The sequence below is a fragment of the Halarchaeum salinum genome (assembly GCF_039520965.1).
GTDB classification, from domain to species: Archaea; Halobacteriota; Halobacteria; order Halobacteriales; family Halobacteriaceae; genus Halarchaeum; species Halarchaeum salinum.
The window spans coordinates 1-18,604 of sequence record NZ_BAAABL010000015.1; the positions used below are offsets into that span (position 1 = coordinate 1).

The window sequence follows — 18,604 nt, forward strand, 5'->3', positions numbered from 1 at the left end:
CTCTTTCTCTCGTCCTGTCATTGCCCTACCAACTCAGAATACACCTAAATCTTCTGTGAACCACTACGTTCGAGACGTCCGTTGAGGTCTGCTCGTCCGGGATCGAGATTCTCGATGGCTAGTAGTTCACAGAAGTTTTGGGTACTCCACGTGCCAGAGATAAGGTAGAGATCCGTTCTTCGACTGAGTCCTCATCCCAGTTCACCCAGAAGTTTCGTTGATCACTAAAGGCCACCCAGTGGAGGAAGTGCTCCACGAGCGGCTCAGGGGGCCTGCGGAAGCCGTCGCTCCCGACGGTGGCCGAACGGGCGACGTTCGCGACCGACTGGTCGTCGACGAGAACGCACAGTCGGAGGACGATCTTGAGCCCCGCACGAAGCGTGCCGTCGCCGAAGCGATGGACGTCTCACTCCTCTCGAAGGGTGGCCGCTACGAGGTACAGTCTGCGTCCGGGAACCGGTACGAAGTCGACGTCATCGACGAATCGTGTACCTGTCCCGACTGGCAGCAACGTTCACCCGAAGGCGGCTGCAAGCACCTGCGCCGCGTCGATCACGAGATCAAACGGGGCCGCGTTCCCCGACCAGACGGCCGCCTTCCCTCTCCGTAGTCGTGACCGGACTACTCCACGGGACGGACTGTGTCGCCATCCCGACGGACCCGGTCGAACGTTGAGAGATACGCGATCCGGTCCCGAACCTCCTCAGAATCCAGCTCCAGTTCCGCGGCCAGCTCGTCGACGGTCATCGGTTCGTCGAGTGCCTGGAGGACTTCGAGCCCCCGGTAGTACCTGTTCGTGAGCTCCTGGACGCGGTCCTCGATCGGTGTGGTCACTCCGTACCGCTCCTCGAGTTCGACCAGCGCCTCGTTCGCGAACGTGGCGAACTGATCGTCCCCCAGGCGTTCGATCTGGGCTTCGAGTTCAGCCCGGACGACGTCGTAATCGAGGCCGGCCTGCACGAGCATATTCATGTCCTCGATGTCGTCGTCGCGGCCGGCGATCGCCTTGAACAGGAAGATATCCTCGTTGCTGACTAACCGGACCGTCAGTCGATCCGTGTCGAGGAACGGCTCGCTGCGCTCTTGCATCCCGTCGGTGAGCACGAGCTTGTTCGCGACCTGCTGGTTGAAGATGTCGAGGCGACACCCGTCGTCGTTCTCGACGCAGCTCGTCGCCCCCAGCGCCCGGTAATCTGGATCCAGCGATTGAACCTCCGTATACCCGAGGTCCATCAGGACCGCCCACAGCTGACCGTATGCGTCGCCATCCGGGACGACCAGGTCGATGTCTTTCGTCGCCCCCTTGAGGTCGCGCAGCGACATCGCGCCACCACCAATCAGGTAGACCGTGAGCGGGGCTGAGAGGCCATCCCCGATGCGCTGGAATTCGTTCTCGATGTACTCGCGTCCGAATGTTGGTCTCATTATGGTAGTGGCACCTCGTAGTCAGCCGCCAACTCCTGGAACTCGTCCCACTCCGGGAGCCGGTCGTCGTCGACCTCGCCGTGCGTCTCGAGGTAGCGGAGCAAGGCGTCGATTTCGTCTTCGAGGCCATACTTCGCCGCCTGCTCTCGGAGGTCCGCCTCGTCGACGTCGACGTGGCTGAGCAGGAGGAGACAGTACGAGCGGTGGCGACTGCCGTCGTCGATCAGCAGCGTGTGACAGCAGAGCTCCGCCGGCGAGACTGCGTCGAGGTCTTTGGAGTAGACGTAGTAGCGGTGGCCGGTGAGCAGGAACTGGAGGTCGAAGGCCGCGAACCGAGCGAGGCCGGTTTCGTGGAACGCCTCCGCGTCGATCTCCGTCTCAGCCTGGGCGAGGAATTCGTCGTAGTCCTCCCAGAGAATCGTGCCCTTCGGGGCGACGGCTTCGAGGCGTTGACGATGTAGATGGTGTGCGAGTTCACGGGCGAACTCGTGGAGGCGGTCGAAGTCGGCGTTGAACTCGTAGTGGCCGTCGGCCGTCCCGACGAGACCACGGTCACGAAACCGCTTGAGGACGCGGTTAACCGTGTTGCGGTAGTTGTCGCTCCGGTCAGCGATTTCGGAGACGGTTCGCGGCTGGTCGAGGTAGTACAGCACTTCGAGTGCCTTGCCCGTCAGCAGTTCGGGGAAGTCGATATGGGAGTGCTGGCGGACGAGGTCGCGGTAGAGTTCGACGGCGCGAGCATCCGACGGAACGACTCGTTTTCGCCGCCCGTCGCGTTCCGTGTAGACGAGTCCCTTTTCGACGAGGTCGGCGACGGCACGAGAGAGGTAGCTCTCGCTGTGGTTGAGCTTCGTCGCGAGTTCGGAGATCGTGTCGCCGCGGTCGACCGTGGCGAGGACCTCGAGTTCGATACGCCGGAGCACGGTGTAACATAGTACGAAACTTGTATATAAAGAAGTTTCGAGTAGTGTTACAGTCAGCAGGCACGAGAGTCGTCTCCATCGTCTTAACCAACAAAACTATGGATTCGTGGGCCGTGTTGGTTAACACGAGAGTAGCCGATGTCCTACGAACCCCCGACCCCACCGGCGAACCTCCCGACGGAGATCGTCAACACGCTCAACGAGTCGGACCCGGAGCAGCTCCGAGACGTTGCGACGTACGCCGAAGCGCTCGCCGAGCACAAGGAGCGAGAGGCCCGTCTCGAGGAGTCGGCAGATCAAGAAGAGGTCGAAGAGCGACCGGACGATCTCCCGGATGACGTTCCTGCCAAAGCGACGATCACGATCAAGGAGATCAACGATAATCGCTACTACTACTGGCAGTGGCGGGAGGGCGATTCAGTGAAGTCCAAATATAAAGGGCCGGTCAACCCGGACGAATAGCCCCGGACATTCATCAGTGATGCCGGTTGCTAATGGGCGGCGAAAGGCCGACCCATGCCCATCGAAGTTGAGTGTGATTTCTGTGGTGAGACAATCTCAAGACCTCCGTCGGTAGTGGAGCGTGCAGAGCACCACTTCTGCGATAAGACGTGTCAGGGGAATTGGCGGTCTGAACAAAAGGACAATAGAGTCGTCCTCCAATGCGACTACTGTGGGACGGATTTCAAACGATACGAGTGGAATCTCAAAGACGATCAGACAAACCAGTTCTGTAGCAACGAGTGTAGGGGACGATGGCAGATAGAAAATCGTCCACAGACAGAATGTACAAACTGCGGCGAGACAATCGGGCGGATTCAGTACGATATCGAATCAGCTGATCGCCATTTCTGCAGTCGGGACTGTCAGTGGGAATGGCAGCAGGAGACAGCTACCTACGATTGGGAATCAACCCCGAACTATGGACCGCTATGGAAAGAGCGGCGTGAACAGGTCTTAGAGCGAGATAATCGAACCTGCCAGGGGTGTGGTCGTAGCGAAAACGAGCTCGGATATACGCCGCGAGTACATCATATTCGGCCGTTCGCGGAGTTCGATGAGGATGAGGTCGAAGCTGCTCACGATCCATCGAATCTAGTCTCGCTCTGTGAGCCTTGTCACACCAGATGGGAAGGCGTCCCGCTTCGTCCGAAATTGCTCTGAGAACAGGTCCGGAGGAAGATACCTTGCTCAGGACAGAACTCGACGAGATGCCGCAGAGTATGGATGGCCCGTCAACCCGGACGAGTAAAACTCGATGAGGGAGGACACCCACCCCACGTTTCCGTCGTAACTGGATGTGGGTGGAGGGGGTGACGCTGATTTCGAAGGGACCACACCCCCCGCATTTCCGTCGTTTCTCCACGAGGGCGTAGGGAGAGGCTACGATAGTGGTATGCAACCACTAATTATGTTGACCTAGAACCAATCTAGAGATGAACTAACTTCTGCAACACATAGATTAAAGTGGCATAGCTGAGAAACGTTCATTAAGTGTACTTCGACAAAGGAGGGGGCGAAGTTAGTGATCAACGAAACTTCTGGGTGAACTGGGATGAGGACTCAGTCGAAGAACGGATCTCTACCTTATCTCTGGCACGTGGAGTACCCAAAACTTCTGTGAACTACTAACTTCGCCCCCTCAGATGAAACGATCCTTTCCAGCTGCTTCTGTAGACGGCCAGTATTGGACGGCTAGGCCGCTCTCGTCTTTGGTATCTCGTCGTGGATGTCTTCTTCGAGTCCCCTCCCCACCTGTTCGGTGATTACGACGGAAACGTGGGGTGTGTGGGTTCGGGATTCGACATCGAGGAGACGCTTCCGTCTACGGGTTTCCTCTCTCACGTCGGAAACGCGGCTATATTGTCAGCAATCCAATTCCACCGAATTACGGCATTTTCCGGCTGATATCGGACAAGGAACGTCGGAAACGTGGGGTGGTGTTCTCCACTAGATTTATACTCCCTCCGCTCACACCGTGTGATATTCAATGACGCCCGACTCTTCACCCAGTTCTGTCGACGATCCACTCTTTGAATCCGGGCATCGCATCTTCGCGAACAAGGATCTCCTGAAAATCGGCCACGTGCCGGAGGCTGACCGGATCGTCGGTCGCGACGAGGAAATCTCGAAGCTCGCGAAACGTCTCAACGGTGCTGTCCACGGGTACTCCCCGGAAAACGTGATGATTTACGGGAAAACGGGGACCGGTAAATCCCTCGTTTCAAAACACGTCTGCCAGCGAGCTCAAAATGCCGCTCAGGATGGCGTCGAGATTGGAACAGCGTATATCGACTGTGCTGAAGACAATACCGAGACCCAAGCAATCTCCTCACTTGCCGAGAAGCTGAACGATGAATCTTCGACTGGAATCTCCGTCCCACACACCGGCCTCAGTACGTCGAAATACTACAAACTCCTCTGGAAGACGCTCGACGCTCAATTCGATTCTGTGATCATCATCCTCGACGAGATCGATCTGATGAACGACGACAGCGTGCTGATGAAGCTCTCGCGCGCTGAGGAGGCGGGAAAAATCGACTGTAGCGTCGGTGTCATCGCGATCAGCAACAAGATCCAGTACGTCGACAACGTGAACGAGCGCGTGAAAAGCAGCTTCCAGCACAAGGAGCTGTTCTTCAAGCCATACGACGCCAACCAGCTCCGGGAGATCATGTTCAATCGTGAGGACGCCTTCCAGGACGGCGTCCTTTCCGAGGACGTGATTCCGCTCTCGGCGGCCTTCGCCGCGCAGGAACACGGCGACGCTCGGAAGGCGATCGACATTCTTCGTCACGCCGGGGAGGTCGCCTACGAGGCCGGAGCAGAGCAGGTGACGGAGGAACACGTCCGCCAGGCACAGCAGCACGCCGAAAAGGACCGGTTCAGAGAACTCGTGAACGGCGCACCCACGCAGGCGAAGGCGGCGTTGCTGGCGCTCACGGAGCTGAGTGTCAACAGCAACGACGATTCGTTCCTCACGAGCCGGGTGTACGACCAGTACGAACGCATCTGCAACCATCTCGATATGGATATCCTCTCAGTCCGCCGGTTCCGCGACATCCTGAAAGAGCAAGCCTTCCTCGGGGTTGTCGAAATCGAGAAGATCAACAAGGGGAGTGTGGGCGGCATCCACCTCCAGAACCGACTCATCGAAGATCCCCAGGTCGTCCGCGAGACGATCCTCGAGGACAGCCGGATGCAGGACTGGACTCGCGAGTAGTGACCCCCTACTACTGAGTGGGTGCGGACGACGGAAATCCGGGGTGGGGCGTGAGGAAACGACGGAAACGAGGGGGGTCGAAAATTACGTCGGAAACGTGGGGTTGGATCGAAACGACGGAAATCCGGGGTGGGGTCCACTACAACAGTTCGTTGGTGGCTCCGAACGAGCTCAAAACGGCGTCCCTCTCACCGGAGAGCTCCCGGCGAATGTCGGATCGGTCCCATCCGAGGGGTGAAAGCACGCTCTCGATGGCTCTGACCAGCTGCGTCTCGTAGTACGAGGCGTCGTAGGTCTCGATCTCTTCGTGGGCGAGGGCGACCCGGTCTCGCGAGGATTTGTCGTCGTCGACGACCACGTACTCGATATCCTGGCCCGGGTGGACTGCTAGGTCCTGCTCGCGGGCTCGCTTCAAGGCGGCCACGTTCTGGGTATTCTGTGAGTAGCCTTCCAGCGGCTTCGAGACACGGTTCCGCTCGACGAGCCGCTCCACTGCTACGTTGCCCGCCTGCAGTTCGTCGATTGCTTGTTCGAGCCGTCCGAGCACCGTGTCCGGTGACCGCGTGGCATCGAGCTGGTCGAGACAGTCCCGCTGGACGTCCTCGATGAACGGCGGGGTCGAACGCTGCCGGGCTTCGATACCTCTGATCTTGAAGTCGTCGTCGCCGGCGACCTTCCCGAAGTACTTCGTCAACGCGCCGGCGTCGCTCTCGCGCTGCGGCACGAACGCCACCCAGTCGTAATGGGCTTCGTGTTCGAGCCGAATCTCGACGCAGTCCGTGATCTCCGTCGCGAGCGTCTTGAGGTCCTCGCGGTCATCGTCGTCGACGTCAGGGTCCGGCGTCACCCAGATGGAGTCGACGATGCCGTGGACGACGCGCCAGCCGCCAGCTTCCAGCCGCTGTTTCGCCGTCAGCAGAATCTCGCGAGCGAATGCATTAATCGCCTCGTGACACTCGATACGGCCGAATTTCGCGTTGCTGAACCCTTGATAGCCGAAGCAGGCGACGAGAATCCACTTTAGCGCTCCCGACCGTCCTTCGAGCTCCGCCAGCCGGTCCTCGTCGGGGTCGTCTCGTTCCTTCTCACGACGGATGGCCGCCTTGATCTCGTCGCGAGCGTCGATGATCGGCTGTAGCACGTCGACGAGGTAGCCCCGGTCGTCGCAGATCGAGTACCCGAGACCGGGGACGTCGTCGCGGTCGCTGTGGCAGTCACACCGGATGACGTCCGGTGAGACATTCCGGGTACAGATGATGTTCGGATACAACGAGGAGAAGTCGAGTTCGTGGACGTTCTCGTGGAGGCCGACCTCGGGGGCGAAGATGAAGCCGCCGCGGTCGGCGTCGTGGAGCGTCCCCATCGGTTTGTAGAACTCGTGGCGCCAGGAGTTCCACGGCACGAGGACGCCGCGGTCGTGGGCCTCGCAGATCTGGATCGCCGTGAGCACGTTCCCGATCGACGCCCACGCGAGCTCCTGGACGGGCTTTTTCGAGCGCGACACAAGGTCGAGGACGCCGCCAAGGTTCGTCTCCCCGTAGAAGAACGTGTTCGACTCGTCGATAATCGCCCGGCCGGGCACGTTGTACCGCGCCGGCGAGTGGCCGACGCGGCCGTAGCTCGAGTACGTCGACCGACTCGCGAGCTGCTGGTAGTCGACGTCCGGCCACCGACTCAGCGAGAAGTCGTCGACGTCGGCGTCCGTCGCCATCTCGTGTAGTGTTGGGACGATTTCGCTCGTCGAGCAGACTAGGACGTCCGGATCGTGTGCGTCGAGCGCCCCCTGGACGGCGGTCAGGATATCCGTCGGTGAGCCGGTGACGGTGTCGCCGGCGACGGACAGCTCCCCGTAGACGTCGTTGCTCGTTTCGGTCACCGGAACGCTGAGCCGAAGCGTCGACAGCTCGCTCGCCGGCGTCGGATCGGCGCCGGTCTCCAGACAGTACCGGAACTCTCGCGAAAAGTCCACGTTGAAACAGGCGAGATCCCCGACTGGATAGTCCGACAGCTGGCGTGCCTGCCAGGCGAGGGGGGTGACGCGGTCGATGTGGGCGACGTCGACCGCGAGAACGGCCTCCTCGTCTCGTCGAAAGCCCGGCCGTCGCGCAACCGTCTCGGTCGCAACGACGTCCGGGTGCTGGTCGTACACTGACTGGAGGGTCGTGAGATCGAGGTCGGTCGCTGGGTCGCGAGCGGCGACGTAGAAGCGCGGAGTGTAGTCATCGCGCTCGGTCGCGACGGCGCCGTCGGCAGTTGCCTCCCATTCCAGGACGCGGCCGTCGTCTAGGAAGTCGATACTGAACGGCATCGTCACGGGTTCGCGTCCGATGGAGCGGCCCCCTGGTCATCGCGTGCTGCGACCGCGGCTTCGAGTTCCTCGAGGCGCTCTTCGTGGTCGTCGAGGCGGGCCTCCTGTTCGAGATCGATGCTGAGTAGCGCCGGCAGCAGCGGATTCTGGTGGTTCAACAGCCCGCTTGCGTCGGCGTGCTCGCGGGCGTACTCGAAGAGTCGATCGAACCGCGGCTGGTCACGACGCCGCAGTGCCCGGCGGAACTCGGCCCAGCGCTCTTCGATGGCCCGGAGCGCATCCCGGTACGTCGGGTTTGTGCGCCCCATCGCTATCGCCCTCCGCCGGTTGCCGTCCACGCATCGAGCAAGGGGTCCGCAGTGGCCGCCACCGTCTCACCGTCAGCTGTGACGCCTGTCCCGACACCCTCCGGAGTCGGCGTCGACGGCGCCGACGTCGTCGGTTCCACGCCGACCTGCGTGGCGCGTGCTGCGAGCAGCTGCCGCCAGTACGCGAACGTCGTCTGGTAGTACGCGCCGTCGTCGACGGGATAGACGAGCGTCTCGAAGTCCTCGCCGACGACCCGTGGGCCCATCCGAGTTTGCTCGCACTCGAGATGGTGGTCCGCGACCGTCGCGACTGACTCGGTGAATTCGTTTCGTTCGTTTCGCGTAACGAGCACCGGTATGTCGTACCCATCGGCGTAGTTCGCTAACCGGGCGAGAGTTCGGGCCTGGAGGGTTTTTGCGTGGTTCTCGCCAAGGGTATCGTCGGCTCTGTACTGGGCGTCGACGGCCGGCGCGACGATGAGGGCGGGGGTGTGGGGCGACGTGTCCTCGTCACGACTCGGTTCCCCTCGACCGGCCGCCCTGGCGTCGGTGGTGGACATCTGGATCGACTTGTTTACTGCCGTCGGGAGATCACAGACGGCGCCGTAGTGCTGGTAGGCGGTGAATCCGCGTGCCACGTGGATTCGGTTGAGCAACCGTTGACTGGGCGCGATCTGGGCGAGTGTCGTCGTCGCGTGACCATTTGCGTCGACCCAGAAGGCGGGCCCGTCGTGTAGGAGGAGATGGTCGAGCACGAGCGACTGCAGGATCGGGACGCCGCGGCCTCCCTCGACGTCGAGCAGCGTGATGCCGTCGTCGAGTTGCGGCAACAGCATCTCGTCCGCAGCCGGATCGGCCTGGTCAGCGAGAGACCGATTGCGGTCAGCTCCCCGTGTCGGCTGGTCCACCGCCAATCGATTCGACATTGAGTGTTCTCCCATACTCGATTAGTTGTCTGCGTTCCCGATAAGCCGCGGCGTGTCGCTTCCGCGTTTCAGGAAACTCGATGTGATCCCCTCCAATCCCGGTACAGTCCCGAGTTGTCTCCGTTTGGATCCTATTTCCGAGAATAGTTCCTGAATCGAGCGTACTTCGTGTTAACCAACACCCGGCCGTATTGACAGCGGTGTGTTGGTTAAACCTACCTAGCTGCAGTCTCGAGCCTGACTGCTCGGAATGTTAATGCTCAACGCCACGTTGGAAGAGGTGCTCTATGAGCTATCCACGAACCCACGTCGACCACCGAAACCCCGATCACCACGAGTCAATGCACCCAACTCGAAATATCGTGAACGCCCACGTTGTTGCCGGGGAATTCCTCACTTCGCGGTACCACGAGGCGTTTCAAACTGTTCTCCATCCCCTCGGCGAGCATCCGTCTTTAGCTAAGCCAGAAACCGCGTGACAGCAGCGACTTATCGAGGCTACTTTTCGGGAGGAATGAGGAGGCGTAGCTGTGTCCAACAGAGCCTCCTCATCGAGAATTATGCGTCGGCTCACTACTCTCTTTCCCTCCGAGTTCCTCGAAGAGCACGCCGAGGAATAGTAGTTCACAGAAGTTTTGGGTACTCCACGTGCCAGAGATAAGGTAGAGATCCGTTCTTCGACTGAGTCCTCATCCCAGTTCACCCAGAAGTTTCGTTGATCACTAAACTCGGCGTGGTCGAGCGAGAGGGCAAGCTTCAGATTCCCGTCCTCGTGTGGGCGCTCGTGTTCGGCTTCGCCGTAGTGATTAACGCAACTTCTGAATGAATCCGTCGAGGTGATTTTCGATCCAGGAGCCTGCGAAACTCAGCTGGTCGGTCAACTTTGTGAAGATCTCATCGAGGAGGGCGCGGTATTCAGCCGCGCCCTCCACGATCAGGGGCGAGGATTCCCATTTGAGACTCTTCCAGACTGGCTCGATTGGGTTGAGATGCGGTGAGCCCACTGGGAGAAAGACGAGATCAATCCCAAGTTCATGAGCTCGCTTGCGCGTGTGCGCACAGATATGTGACGAGAAGTTGTCCAAGACGAGTAGAATCCGCTCGCCCGGATTCTGCTCGCGAACCTCTTCGAGACATGCACAGATCTCTTCTTTCTCCTGATTCGGTGGGAACTGAAGGACGCTCTCACCGTTGAGTGCATAGAACCCGGCCGCTGGTGTATCGATTTTCACCAGCGGCCGGGTAATTGTCGGCTCACTCACCGTATAGAGTCGCTGAGAATTATCCCACGGTTGCGGGTGCGAAACGTCGAAGAAACCGACCGTTGTTCCGCCATCTGTTCGAACATCATCATCGAGCGTCCATTCCTCGTCACTATCATCTTCAGGCTGTTTGTTGTGTGGCTCGTCTTCACCATCCTCGGCGAACGCGTCGGCAACGCGTTCGTCGAGGATTTCGTCAGCGTTCTCTGGCCGGTCTGGCCTCTCCGTACGCGGAATCGCGTACGAGAGGCCGAGATCATCGAGAAGTCGTGGCAGATAGTTCGGATGGAACTCGACATCGAACTCTTCGTTGATGAGGTGCTGAATCTCCCATTCGTCTTTAGCTAAGACCAGTGGTAATATCTCGTGTAGATATTATGTATGGAGGAAATACTAGGGCGAATATAGCGACTGAACCGCTGTTACTACTGATAGTAGACGATGCAGATTCTTTAGAGGCCCTATTTTCGGCCCATAGCGGTCGTGTTCTAACAAAATCCACCTCCAGATCTATGCTATTCAGTATTACTCTGAGTATTAGCTAAAGACGAATGCATAGAACAGTTAGTCCAGGACAAGGACAAACTGGTTGAGTTTCTCAACCGTGTCTACAACAGAGTCAGTCGCCGAGAAGCGTGGGAGAGCGATTCTCGTCTTTTCTTCACTCCTGGATTCGAGAGCCTCATTCTACAGCGGCCTGACGGGTATGTGATGGAACTGTCGATGACGAACCCGGTCAACGTGTTCGCCCGAATGCGGAGTGCCCGATCCATCGACGTAATGTGCCAGCTATTCGACGAGTCAGTGTTCTCTACATAACCCACATACTTCTTGGTTATTCCTAGAGAAGAGGAAGCCTCCGTCCTCGATAGCGTTTATTTGCCCCTCAATGGGTGAGGGGCTCGCTGTACTGGCGGGTTCCCCGATCACGGTGAGAACGATGGCAACTAGAGACATCTACGAGAGCGGATTCGACGAAGACGTCCGAACGGAATCGAGTGCGAACCAGTGTCCCGAGTGCGACGGCCGGGTCACCACGAACGCGGTCGAAACGGTCTGCGAGGACTGTGGCCTGGTCATCGATGAACAGCGTCTCGATCACGGGCCGGAGTGGCGGGCGTACGACGACGAGGAGTGCGAACGAACGGGCGCCCCACTCACTGCGGCTCGCCACGATCACGGCCTGTCGACGGAAATCGGTCGCGGCACCGACGCGAAGGGGAACCAGATCTCTGGGCAGAAGCGGCGGCGACTCGCGCGGATGCGTCGCGAACAGACTCGGGGTCGCTGGCGGTCGAAAGCGGAACGGAATCTCGCCCACGGGTTGGGCGAGGTGCGTCGGTTGGCGAGTGCCCTTGAGCTCTCCGATTCGGTCCGCGACCAGGCGTGTCAGCTCTTCCGGAGCGCCCAGAACGAGGATCTGCTTCGTGGCAGATCCATCGAGGCCATCGCCGCGGCCAGCGTGTACGGGGCCTGCCGGTGCAACGGCCTCTCGCGGTTGGTGGATGACGTCAGCGAGATGGCGCGCGTCGCGGAGTCGCGAGTCACGAACGCGTACAAAACGCTGAACGAAGAGCTGGGCCTCCCCGCTGATCCCGTCTCCCCCAGTATGTTCGTGCCGCGGCTCGCCTCGGACCTCGAGTGTCCGGGCGCATCAGGAGGCGTTAGAGGAACAAGTGGTCCGATCGAGGTGTGAGTAAAAGAAAGAATAATTTTCTGAGGAAGCTATTTGTTTCTCCGATGCGTAACTTCCCCTATGACTGAGACGTGGGACGACGTCAACGAGCAGGTCAAAGCGGACTGGAAAGACGACGCCACGCCGTTCGAGCGGGTGTACGAAATCGTCGAACAGACCCACGACGGGCAGTCAGCGGCCGAGATCGCCGACCGCGCTCTCGTGAGCGAGCCGACGGCACGTCGACACAGCAAGACACTCGTGAACTCTGGATTCGCCGAGACGGAACAGGACGGCCAAACAACGCTGTACAAGCGAAACAGCGACCGGGTCTTGATGTCCCGGATCCGCGAGCTTCGTGAGGAAGTCGATCGGCCGGAGTTGCTTGACAGCATCAAGGAGATGAAGACCGAGATCCGGCGCTACGAGGACCGCTACGACGTGGTGTCACCGGAGGAACTTGCCCAGCAACTCGACGCCGACGAGACGGAGGGCTGGGACGATCTCACGGCATGGCGCACGACGCGGCAGAATCTCGCCGTCGCGCAAGCCGCACTCGCCTACGATGAGGCCAGCCACCAGCTCGTCGTATGAACGACGACGACCGCGCCGGCGAGTACGGACCGATCTATTCGTATATCTCGCTTCTATACCGGAAGCAGCGGAGCCCCGGTACGTTGTCGACCGGGGTCAGAACAGGCCGGGGACCAGAACGTACGTCAGTAGCATCCCGAACAGGCCGGCGAATACGGCGAACAGCGCCATTGGGATGATCGCTTTCCGCAGGAGGTCGCCTTCACGCCCAGTGATTCCAACGACACCACAGATAGCGGCCACATTCAACACCGAGACCATGTTTCCAAGGCCGCCGCCGACGTTCTGCAGGCTGACGGCGATCACCCGGGAGACGCCGACCGTCTCGGCGGCGTTGTACTGGAGTACGCTGAAGAGGATGTTCGAGGACGTGTTGCTCCCCGTCATAAACGAGCCGATAGCGCCGATCCACGGCGAGATGAGCGGGAGTAGGCCGCCGGCGCCCATCGCGAGCGCGCGGCTGAGGGCCTCCATCATGCCGAGGAGATCGGCGGTGTTCGTCTGCGACTGAATCATTATCTGCGTCATCGAGACGGCGATAATGAGCGTGAGGGCGGCCGGAGCGATCTGCTGGATCGACCGTCGCCACGCTGCCCCCATCTGTGTGGTGTCCATCTTGTGAAGGAAGCCAGTGAGAATCGCGATGGGGATGAACGGCATCGTTCCGGGAAGATAGAGGTACTGAAGGGTGTATCCAAGTTCAGTACCGAGGATCGAATCGAGACCGACGGAGAAACTCTGGATCCAGTCAAGGACAGCGACGCCGGCGACGGTGAGGTCCGGCCACCGCGTGACGAGCAGTGCGAGCGCAACGAGCAGATACGGTGTCCACGCCAACAGCACGGACATCTCCTGTTTGGGTTGATCACGGGACACCTCGTCAAGATCGAGGCCGCCGAGCCACGTGTCGCTCCATGTCGATTCCTCGGGGAAATCCCACTGGTCATCAGGGATGAGGATATCGTTGTTTGCGAGCAGGAGACCGATGCCGAGCACCACGAACCCCGCGGCGATATCGGGGAGTGCAGGCCCGACGAACCACGCGATTACCAGCTGTGTGCCACCAGTGACGACGCCGAGTACGAGCGCGAACGGCGCGATGGGGAGAGTACTACGCATGGCGGCTCCAATGCTGCGTTCACCGTCACCGCTCCCGAACCAGTACGTCAGGAAGAACACGCCGAGCAGTCCCCAGAACACGTACGTCAGTCCCGTGATGACGCCAGTCCACGCAGAGACCATCGAGAGGAACTCGGATACACTCACCGACCCGGACAGCGCTGGGTTGATGACGGCACCGGTGCCGCCGATGACAGGCGTGCCGGCGGCACCGAACGGCGGGTTCGGGGCGTTGAAGTAGAGCCCGAACACCGCAGCGGCCAATGGGGGGAATCCGAGGCCGATAAACAGCGGTGCGGCGAGCGCACCCGGGGTACCGAACCCCGCCGCCCCCTCGATGATGGTCATAAATCCGAGACCGACGAGCAGCAGCTGGACGCGCCGGTCCTCCTCGATCTGCCCGAAGTACCACCTGATAGTGGCGATGGCGCCGCTGCCTTCGAGGTAGTTCATCAGGAGGATGGCGCCGAAGACGATAAGGATGATGTCCACGGCCTGCAGCGCACCATAGATCGCGGACGCCAGCAGCCAGTTTGGTTCCATACTCCAGTACGTGAGTCCGATTCCGCCCGCGAGCAGCCATCCGACCCCCATCGCGCGGGCCGCTGACCACCGGAGTCCAGCGAGCAATACGAACGCGACGCCGATCGGAACCACACCGACGAGCGCCAATGTTAGTACATTTGACATGGTTACGGATGTCGGCTATGTTTCGTCGTCGCATAACCACGTATTTATAACTTTCTTTCTCGTGATATAATATCCCAGATCACGGTGAGGATAGCATGGTCTATTAATAATAGAATATGATATATACTGTCGATCAGATACGGAGAGGGAAACATCTATTAGGCTGTTTCATAATCTTCCGTTATATGTCTGCCGAGCCAATCACGACCTTCGAGTCGTCCCTCGACGAGGTCGGGGTCGAACTCGTTCGGACGTCGTCCGATCAGTTCGCGTCGACGCTTTCACCCCTGCTCGACGCACCTACGGTCGGCACCTCACTCCCCTTCGAGACCGTCTCGCTGCCGGACAGCGTCGATACCGATCCGTCGATCGCGGACCTCGAGGCCGCGGCGACCGGCGTCACTGCTGCCGGCTACGGTATCGCCGACTACGGCTCGGTGATCATCCAGGGCGGTACCGACGGCGAGGAGCCGGTGAGTCTCTATGCGGACGAACACGTCGCCGTCGTCGCCGCCAGCGACGTGCTGCCGGACATGGACGCGACGTTCGACCAGCTCGCCGAGGATATCCGGAACGGCGTCGGACAGTCCATCATCGCGACGGGGCCGAGCGCAACCGCGGACATGGGCTCGCTCGTGACGGGCGCTCACGGCCCGATGGATGTGACGGTCGTACTCCTGGAGGACAAGTAGATGAGCGCCGACACCCGCCGGCAGAAGGCCGAGCGCATCCGCCATCTCCTCGACACCGAGGGCGACGCCGTTCACGAGAACACCCAGGTCTTCAACGAGGGCCGGTACGAGTCCACCGCGAATCTCGATGACTACGACGAGTTGAAAAACGAGGCTCGTGCCATCAAGGAAGACGCTATCGAACGCCTCCCTGAACTGGTCGACCAAGTCACCGAGGCCGTCGAAGCCAACGGCGGCAGCGTCTACGTCGCCGACGACGCCGCCGACGCGAACCGATACATCGAGGAGGTCGTCGACGGCCGCGACGTGGTGAAGTCGAAGTCGATGACGAGCGAGGAGATCGAGGTCAACGAGTCGCTCGAGGCACGCGACGGGGACGTCTGGGAGACCGACCTCGCAGAGTTCGTCCTCCAAGTCGCCGACGAGGCTCCCTCACACATCGTCGCCCCGGCGATCCACAAGTCCCGCGAGGAGATCGCAGCCCTGTTCAACGAGGTGTTCGATCCCGAAGAGCCCTTGGAGACTGCCGAGGAGCTGACGCGATTCGCTCGCGAGTACCTCGGCGAGAAGATCTTGGACGCCGAGGTCGGGATGACGGGCGCGAACTTCGTCACCGCGGACACCGGCACGCTCGCGCTGGTCACGAGTGAGGGGAATGCCCGCAAGTGCGTGCAGGCGACGGACACCCACGTCGCAGTCGCGGGTGTCGAGAAACTCGTCCCGAGTGTCGAGGATCTCCAACCGTTCGTCGAACTGATCGGGCGATCCGGGACCGGCCAGGACATTACCTCCTACATCTCGCTGTTCACCCCGCCTAGTGACTCCCCCACCTTCGGCGGGAACGAACTCGAATCCGGCGACGACCGCGAGTTCCACCTCGTGCTCATCGACAACGGGCGGATGGAGATGCGCGAGGACGATCAGCTCCGCGAGACGCTGTACTGCATCCGGTGTTCGGCGTGTGCGAACTCCTGTGCGAACTTCCAGCACGTCGGCGGCCACGCCTTCGGTGGCGAGACGTACTCCGGCGGCATCGCCACCGGCTGGGAGGCCGGCGTCCACGGCGAGGACAGTGCCGCCGAGTTCAACGACCTCTGTACGGGTTGTAGTCGGTGTGTGAACCAGTGTCCGGTGAACATCGACATCCCGTGGATCAACACGGTCGTCCGAGACCGCATCAATCGCGGGGAGGACGGCGACTTCGACTTCCTCGTGGAGGGGCTCACCCCGGACGAGGAGCCCGGTGGGGTCGACCTCCAGAAACGGCTGTTCGGGAACTTCGACACCCTGGCGAAACTCGGGTCGGCGTTCGCACCGCTCTCGAACTGGGCCGCACGGACCGGTCCCGCGCGCTCGCTGCTGGAGCGAACTCTCGGCGTCGACAGCCGCCGTGAACTCCCGGAGTTCGAACGTGAATCACTCGTGGAGTGGTTCGAGAAGCGGGGGCCACACGTCGGTCGCGACGAGGCACGCCGACAGGTCGCACTCTACCCCGACGCGTACACGAACTACGTGCGCACGGAGCGCGGGAAGGCGGCCGTCCGCGTCCTCGAAGCGCTCGACATCCGCGTCGACGTTCCGCCCGCAGGCGAGAGCGGGCGCGCCCCGCTCTCACAGGGGATGGTGTCGACGGCCCAGTCCAACGCCGATGCCGTCTACGACGCGCTCGCGCCCGCCATCGCGGCAGGTCACGATGTCGTCGTCATCGAGCCGTCAGATCTTGCGATGTTCCACCGCGAGTACGAACGGCTCCTTCCGGAAGACGACTACGCCGCGCTGCACGAGCAGAGCTACGAACTCATGGAGTACGTCTACGGCCTGCTGGAGAACGGGGGGGATATCGATGTACTCCCTGGCGGCGACGACGAGCGGATCGCCTACCACAGCCACTGCCAGCAGCGGACGCTCGATCTCGAACCGTACACGGTGGCGGTGCTCGAAGACTGCGGGTTCGACGTGACGACCTCGGACGTGGAGTGTTGCGGGATGGCTGGAAGCTTCGGCTACAAGTCCGAGTACTACGAGCTCAGCGTGGACGTCGGCGAGACGCTCGTCGATGAATTCACAACAGAAGACACCGCGGACCGTACTGTCGTCGCCAGCGGGACGTCGTGTCTCGAGCAACTCGACGCACTCCTCACGCGCCGGCCCGCACATCCGGTACGGCTACTCGATACACAGTAGTCCGGCCCGGATGTGGGGTCGCATAGGGTTGTTCCGCCGGCAGTAGTCTTCCCTTCCAGAGCTGTTCGGTCGGGGGAGAGCGGGATAATTAGTGTGCTGTCACACTGAATCGGTTCGCGCGGGAGACGTCATTTCTGGCAGGAGTAGGAACTGGAGCGACGCTGAGAGCAGATGTCGGGGAAGCAAGCGAACATTCCTGCATGGACCTGCCGGGAACTCAACGGATGTGCGTTCTGCGACGCCCCGCCAGGTACCGAGGCTGGCGAGGCCCACACCGGGGGCCAGGACGAGCGGGTCACCTACCCGATCTGCGTCGACTGCGCGATTCAGACGGAGCCGGATCCCGACGAGTGCGATCACGTCGCCTGTGACGGCTGTGGACTGGTCGTCGACACACTTGCGGCACTCACCCGATTCCGGGTCGAACTGGGGCATTTGGAAGGCCCGTTGCAGCTGTGCGCCCGTTGTAGTCCGGGCGGGCTCGCGACGTACTGGACGCGCGATCTCGAGGAGCATCTCGTCGCGACGCCGGCGGAGTGACCCAAACATTCTTTACTGTTTCGCTGTAAACTGTAATCAAGAACGAATCGTGTCACGCACCTCAAACCGCGCCGACGGCGACATCGTCCAGGACTTCCTCTCGGTCGCCGATCTCCTCGAGGAGCCACAGCTCGCCCAGCTGTACGCGTACCTCGCTCGGGAGGGCGAGACAACCGTCCAGGACGTGATGGACGACCTCGAGCTCGCCCAAGGGACGGCCTACAGCTACGTCAACCGGCTCGTCGACGCCGGCGTCGTCGACGTCACCGACGACGAGCAGCCGCGCCGGTACGCCGCCCGTGAGATCGACCTGACTGTGACCACGGCCGCCGGTGACCGCGAGTACACGATCACGCCGGCGCTGATCGACGCCGTCGGCCGCCGCGAGACGGACGCCGACATCGACACGTACATCGACCGGCACGGCGTCGCCGGCCTCGCGACGGCGCTCATCTACGCGGTCGCCCGCGAACGCGGCGAGGTTACCCACCGCCTGATGGCCGAGGACCTCGACATCTCCCCACTAGCTGCGGAGATGATCCTCCAGGCGCTCCGGCCCGTCGTCCACGAGCACTACGAGATCGAGGAGGCGGGGGCAGGACTCGACGAGTTGAACATCGACGACGGCGACGCAGCTGACGACGCGTGAGCCGGCTCCACATCGCCGACACCGGCCTGTTCGTCGCGATGGGACAGCCCTCGAACAGGGTCGAGACCAACTGCGTTAACCAACAA

The 18,604-nt window shown here is 61.0% G+C and carries 14 protein-coding genes and 3 pseudogenes; 10 read left to right on the plus strand and 7 right to left on the minus strand.

Features of this window, described 5'->3' with window-relative positions; translation table 11 throughout:
• Window positions 1–226 precede the first annotated feature (226 nt).
• Window positions 227–610, plus strand: a pseudogene (locus ABDZ36_RS01045) (hypothetical protein); the annotation flags it as partial.
• Between the two features lie 11 nt (window positions 611–621).
• On the opposite strand, the gene ABDZ36_RS01050 reads toward ABDZ36_RS01045, so the two are convergent.
• Window positions 622–1,425 carry a DUF6036 family nucleotidyltransferase gene (locus ABDZ36_RS01050; protein WP_343749159.1) on the minus strand — a complete coding sequence of 268 codons (804 nt, stop codon included), beginning with the start codon at window positions 1,423–1,425 and terminating at the stop codon, window positions 622–624.
• Window positions 1,425–2,348 carry a helix-turn-helix transcriptional regulator gene (locus ABDZ36_RS01055; protein ID WP_211313280.1) on the minus strand — a complete coding sequence of 308 codons (924 nt, stop codon included), beginning with the start codon at window positions 2,346–2,348 and terminating at the stop codon, window positions 1,425–1,427. The genes ABDZ36_RS01050 and ABDZ36_RS01055 overlap by 1 nt, the downstream gene beginning before the upstream one ends.
• Before the next feature lie 138 nt (window positions 2,349–2,486).
• Between ABDZ36_RS01055 and ABDZ36_RS01060 the strand changes: the two genes are divergently transcribed.
• From ABDZ36_RS01060 to orc4, 3 genes are all read left to right on the plus strand, one after another.
• The gene (locus ABDZ36_RS01060; protein WP_010904196.1) at window positions 2,487–2,810 is read left to right on the plus strand and encodes a DUF6788 family protein; all 324 of its coding nucleotides are present in this window, start codon (window positions 2,487–2,489) and stop codon (window positions 2,808–2,810) included.
• A 54-nt stretch (window positions 2,811–2,864) separates the two neighbouring features.
• A complete protein-coding gene (locus tag ABDZ36_RS01065) occupies window positions 2,865–3,512 on the plus strand; it encodes an HNH endonuclease (protein WP_010904195.1) in 648 nt (215 codons plus the stop codon).
• A gap of 826 nt (window positions 3,513–4,338) precedes the next feature.
• Window positions 4,339–5,571 carry a DNA replication protein Orc4 gene (orc4, locus tag ABDZ36_RS01070; protein ID WP_211313279.1) on the plus strand — a complete coding sequence of 411 codons (1,233 nt, stop codon included), beginning with the start codon at window positions 4,339–4,341 and terminating at the stop codon, window positions 5,569–5,571.
• Window positions 5,572–5,710: 139 nt separating this feature from the next.
• Here orc4 and ABDZ36_RS01075 read toward each other — a convergent pair whose 3' ends face one another.
• The 4 genes and pseudogenes from ABDZ36_RS01075 to ABDZ36_RS01090 form a co-directional block, all read right to left on the minus strand.
• A complete protein-coding gene (locus ABDZ36_RS01075) occupies window positions 5,711–7,879 on the minus strand; it encodes a type B DNA-directed DNA polymerase (RefSeq protein ID WP_211313278.1) in 2,169 nt (722 codons plus the stop codon).
• A gap of 2 nt (window positions 7,880–7,881) precedes the next feature.
• Window positions 7,882–8,187 (minus strand): DUF8156 family protein, encoded by a 306-nt coding sequence (locus tag ABDZ36_RS01080; RefSeq protein ID WP_211313277.1) that lies wholly within the window; start codon window positions 8,185–8,187, stop codon window positions 7,882–7,884.
• Between the two features lie 2 nt (window positions 8,188–8,189).
• Complete coding sequence (locus ABDZ36_RS01085; RefSeq protein ID WP_343749160.1) at window positions 8,190–9,128, minus strand: hypothetical protein; 939 nt, start codon at window positions 9,126–9,128, stop codon at window positions 8,190–8,192.
• A 791-nt stretch (window positions 9,129–9,919) separates the two neighbouring features.
• Window positions 9,920–10,705, minus strand: a pseudogene (locus tag ABDZ36_RS01090) (IS630 family transposase); the annotation flags it as partial.
• 610 nt (window positions 10,706–11,315) lie between these two features.
• Between ABDZ36_RS01090 and ABDZ36_RS01095 the strand changes: the two are divergent.
• Window positions 11,316–12,023: pseudogene (locus ABDZ36_RS01095) on the plus strand (transcription initiation factor IIB); the annotation flags it as partial.
• A 108-nt stretch (window positions 12,024–12,131) separates the two neighbouring features.
• Window positions 12,132–12,644, plus strand: a complete 513-nt coding sequence (locus ABDZ36_RS01100) for a winged helix-turn-helix domain-containing protein (RefSeq protein ID WP_211313276.1) — start codon at window positions 12,132–12,134, stop codon at window positions 12,642–12,644.
• Window positions 12,645–12,740: 96 nt separating this feature from the next.
• Here the strand turns inward: ABDZ36_RS01100 and ABDZ36_RS01105 are convergent, their stop codons facing one another.
• Window positions 12,741–14,453 carry an L-lactate permease gene (locus ABDZ36_RS01105; RefSeq protein ID WP_211313275.1) on the minus strand — a complete coding sequence of 571 codons (1,713 nt, stop codon included), beginning with the start codon at window positions 14,451–14,453 and terminating at the stop codon, window positions 12,741–12,743.
• Between the two features lie 185 nt (window positions 14,454–14,638).
• Here ABDZ36_RS01105 and ABDZ36_RS01110 point away from each other — a divergent pair, with 185 nt between their 5' ends.
• The 4 genes from ABDZ36_RS01110 to ABDZ36_RS01125 all read left to right on the plus strand — a co-directional run bounded on the left by ABDZ36_RS01110 (window position 14,639) and on the right by ABDZ36_RS01125 (window position 18,518).
• Window positions 14,639–15,145 carry an LUD domain-containing protein gene (locus ABDZ36_RS01110; protein ID WP_211313274.1) on the plus strand — a complete coding sequence of 169 codons (507 nt, stop codon included), beginning with the start codon at window positions 14,639–14,641 and terminating at the stop codon, window positions 15,143–15,145.
• A complete protein-coding gene (locus ABDZ36_RS01115) occupies window positions 15,146–17,329 on the plus strand; it encodes an LUD domain-containing protein (protein ID WP_173231005.1) in 2,184 nt (727 codons plus the stop codon).
• A 171-nt stretch (window positions 17,330–17,500) separates the two neighbouring features.
• Window positions 17,501–17,869, plus strand: a complete 369-nt coding sequence (locus ABDZ36_RS01120) for a DUF7558 family protein (RefSeq protein WP_211313273.1) — start codon at window positions 17,501–17,503, stop codon at window positions 17,867–17,869.
• A 49-nt stretch (window positions 17,870–17,918) separates the two neighbouring features.
• Window positions 17,919–18,518 carry a DUF7437 domain-containing protein gene (locus tag ABDZ36_RS01125; RefSeq protein WP_211313272.1) on the plus strand — a complete coding sequence of 200 codons (600 nt, stop codon included), beginning with the start codon at window positions 17,919–17,921 and terminating at the stop codon, window positions 18,516–18,518.
• Window positions 18,519–18,604 lie beyond the last annotated feature (86 nt).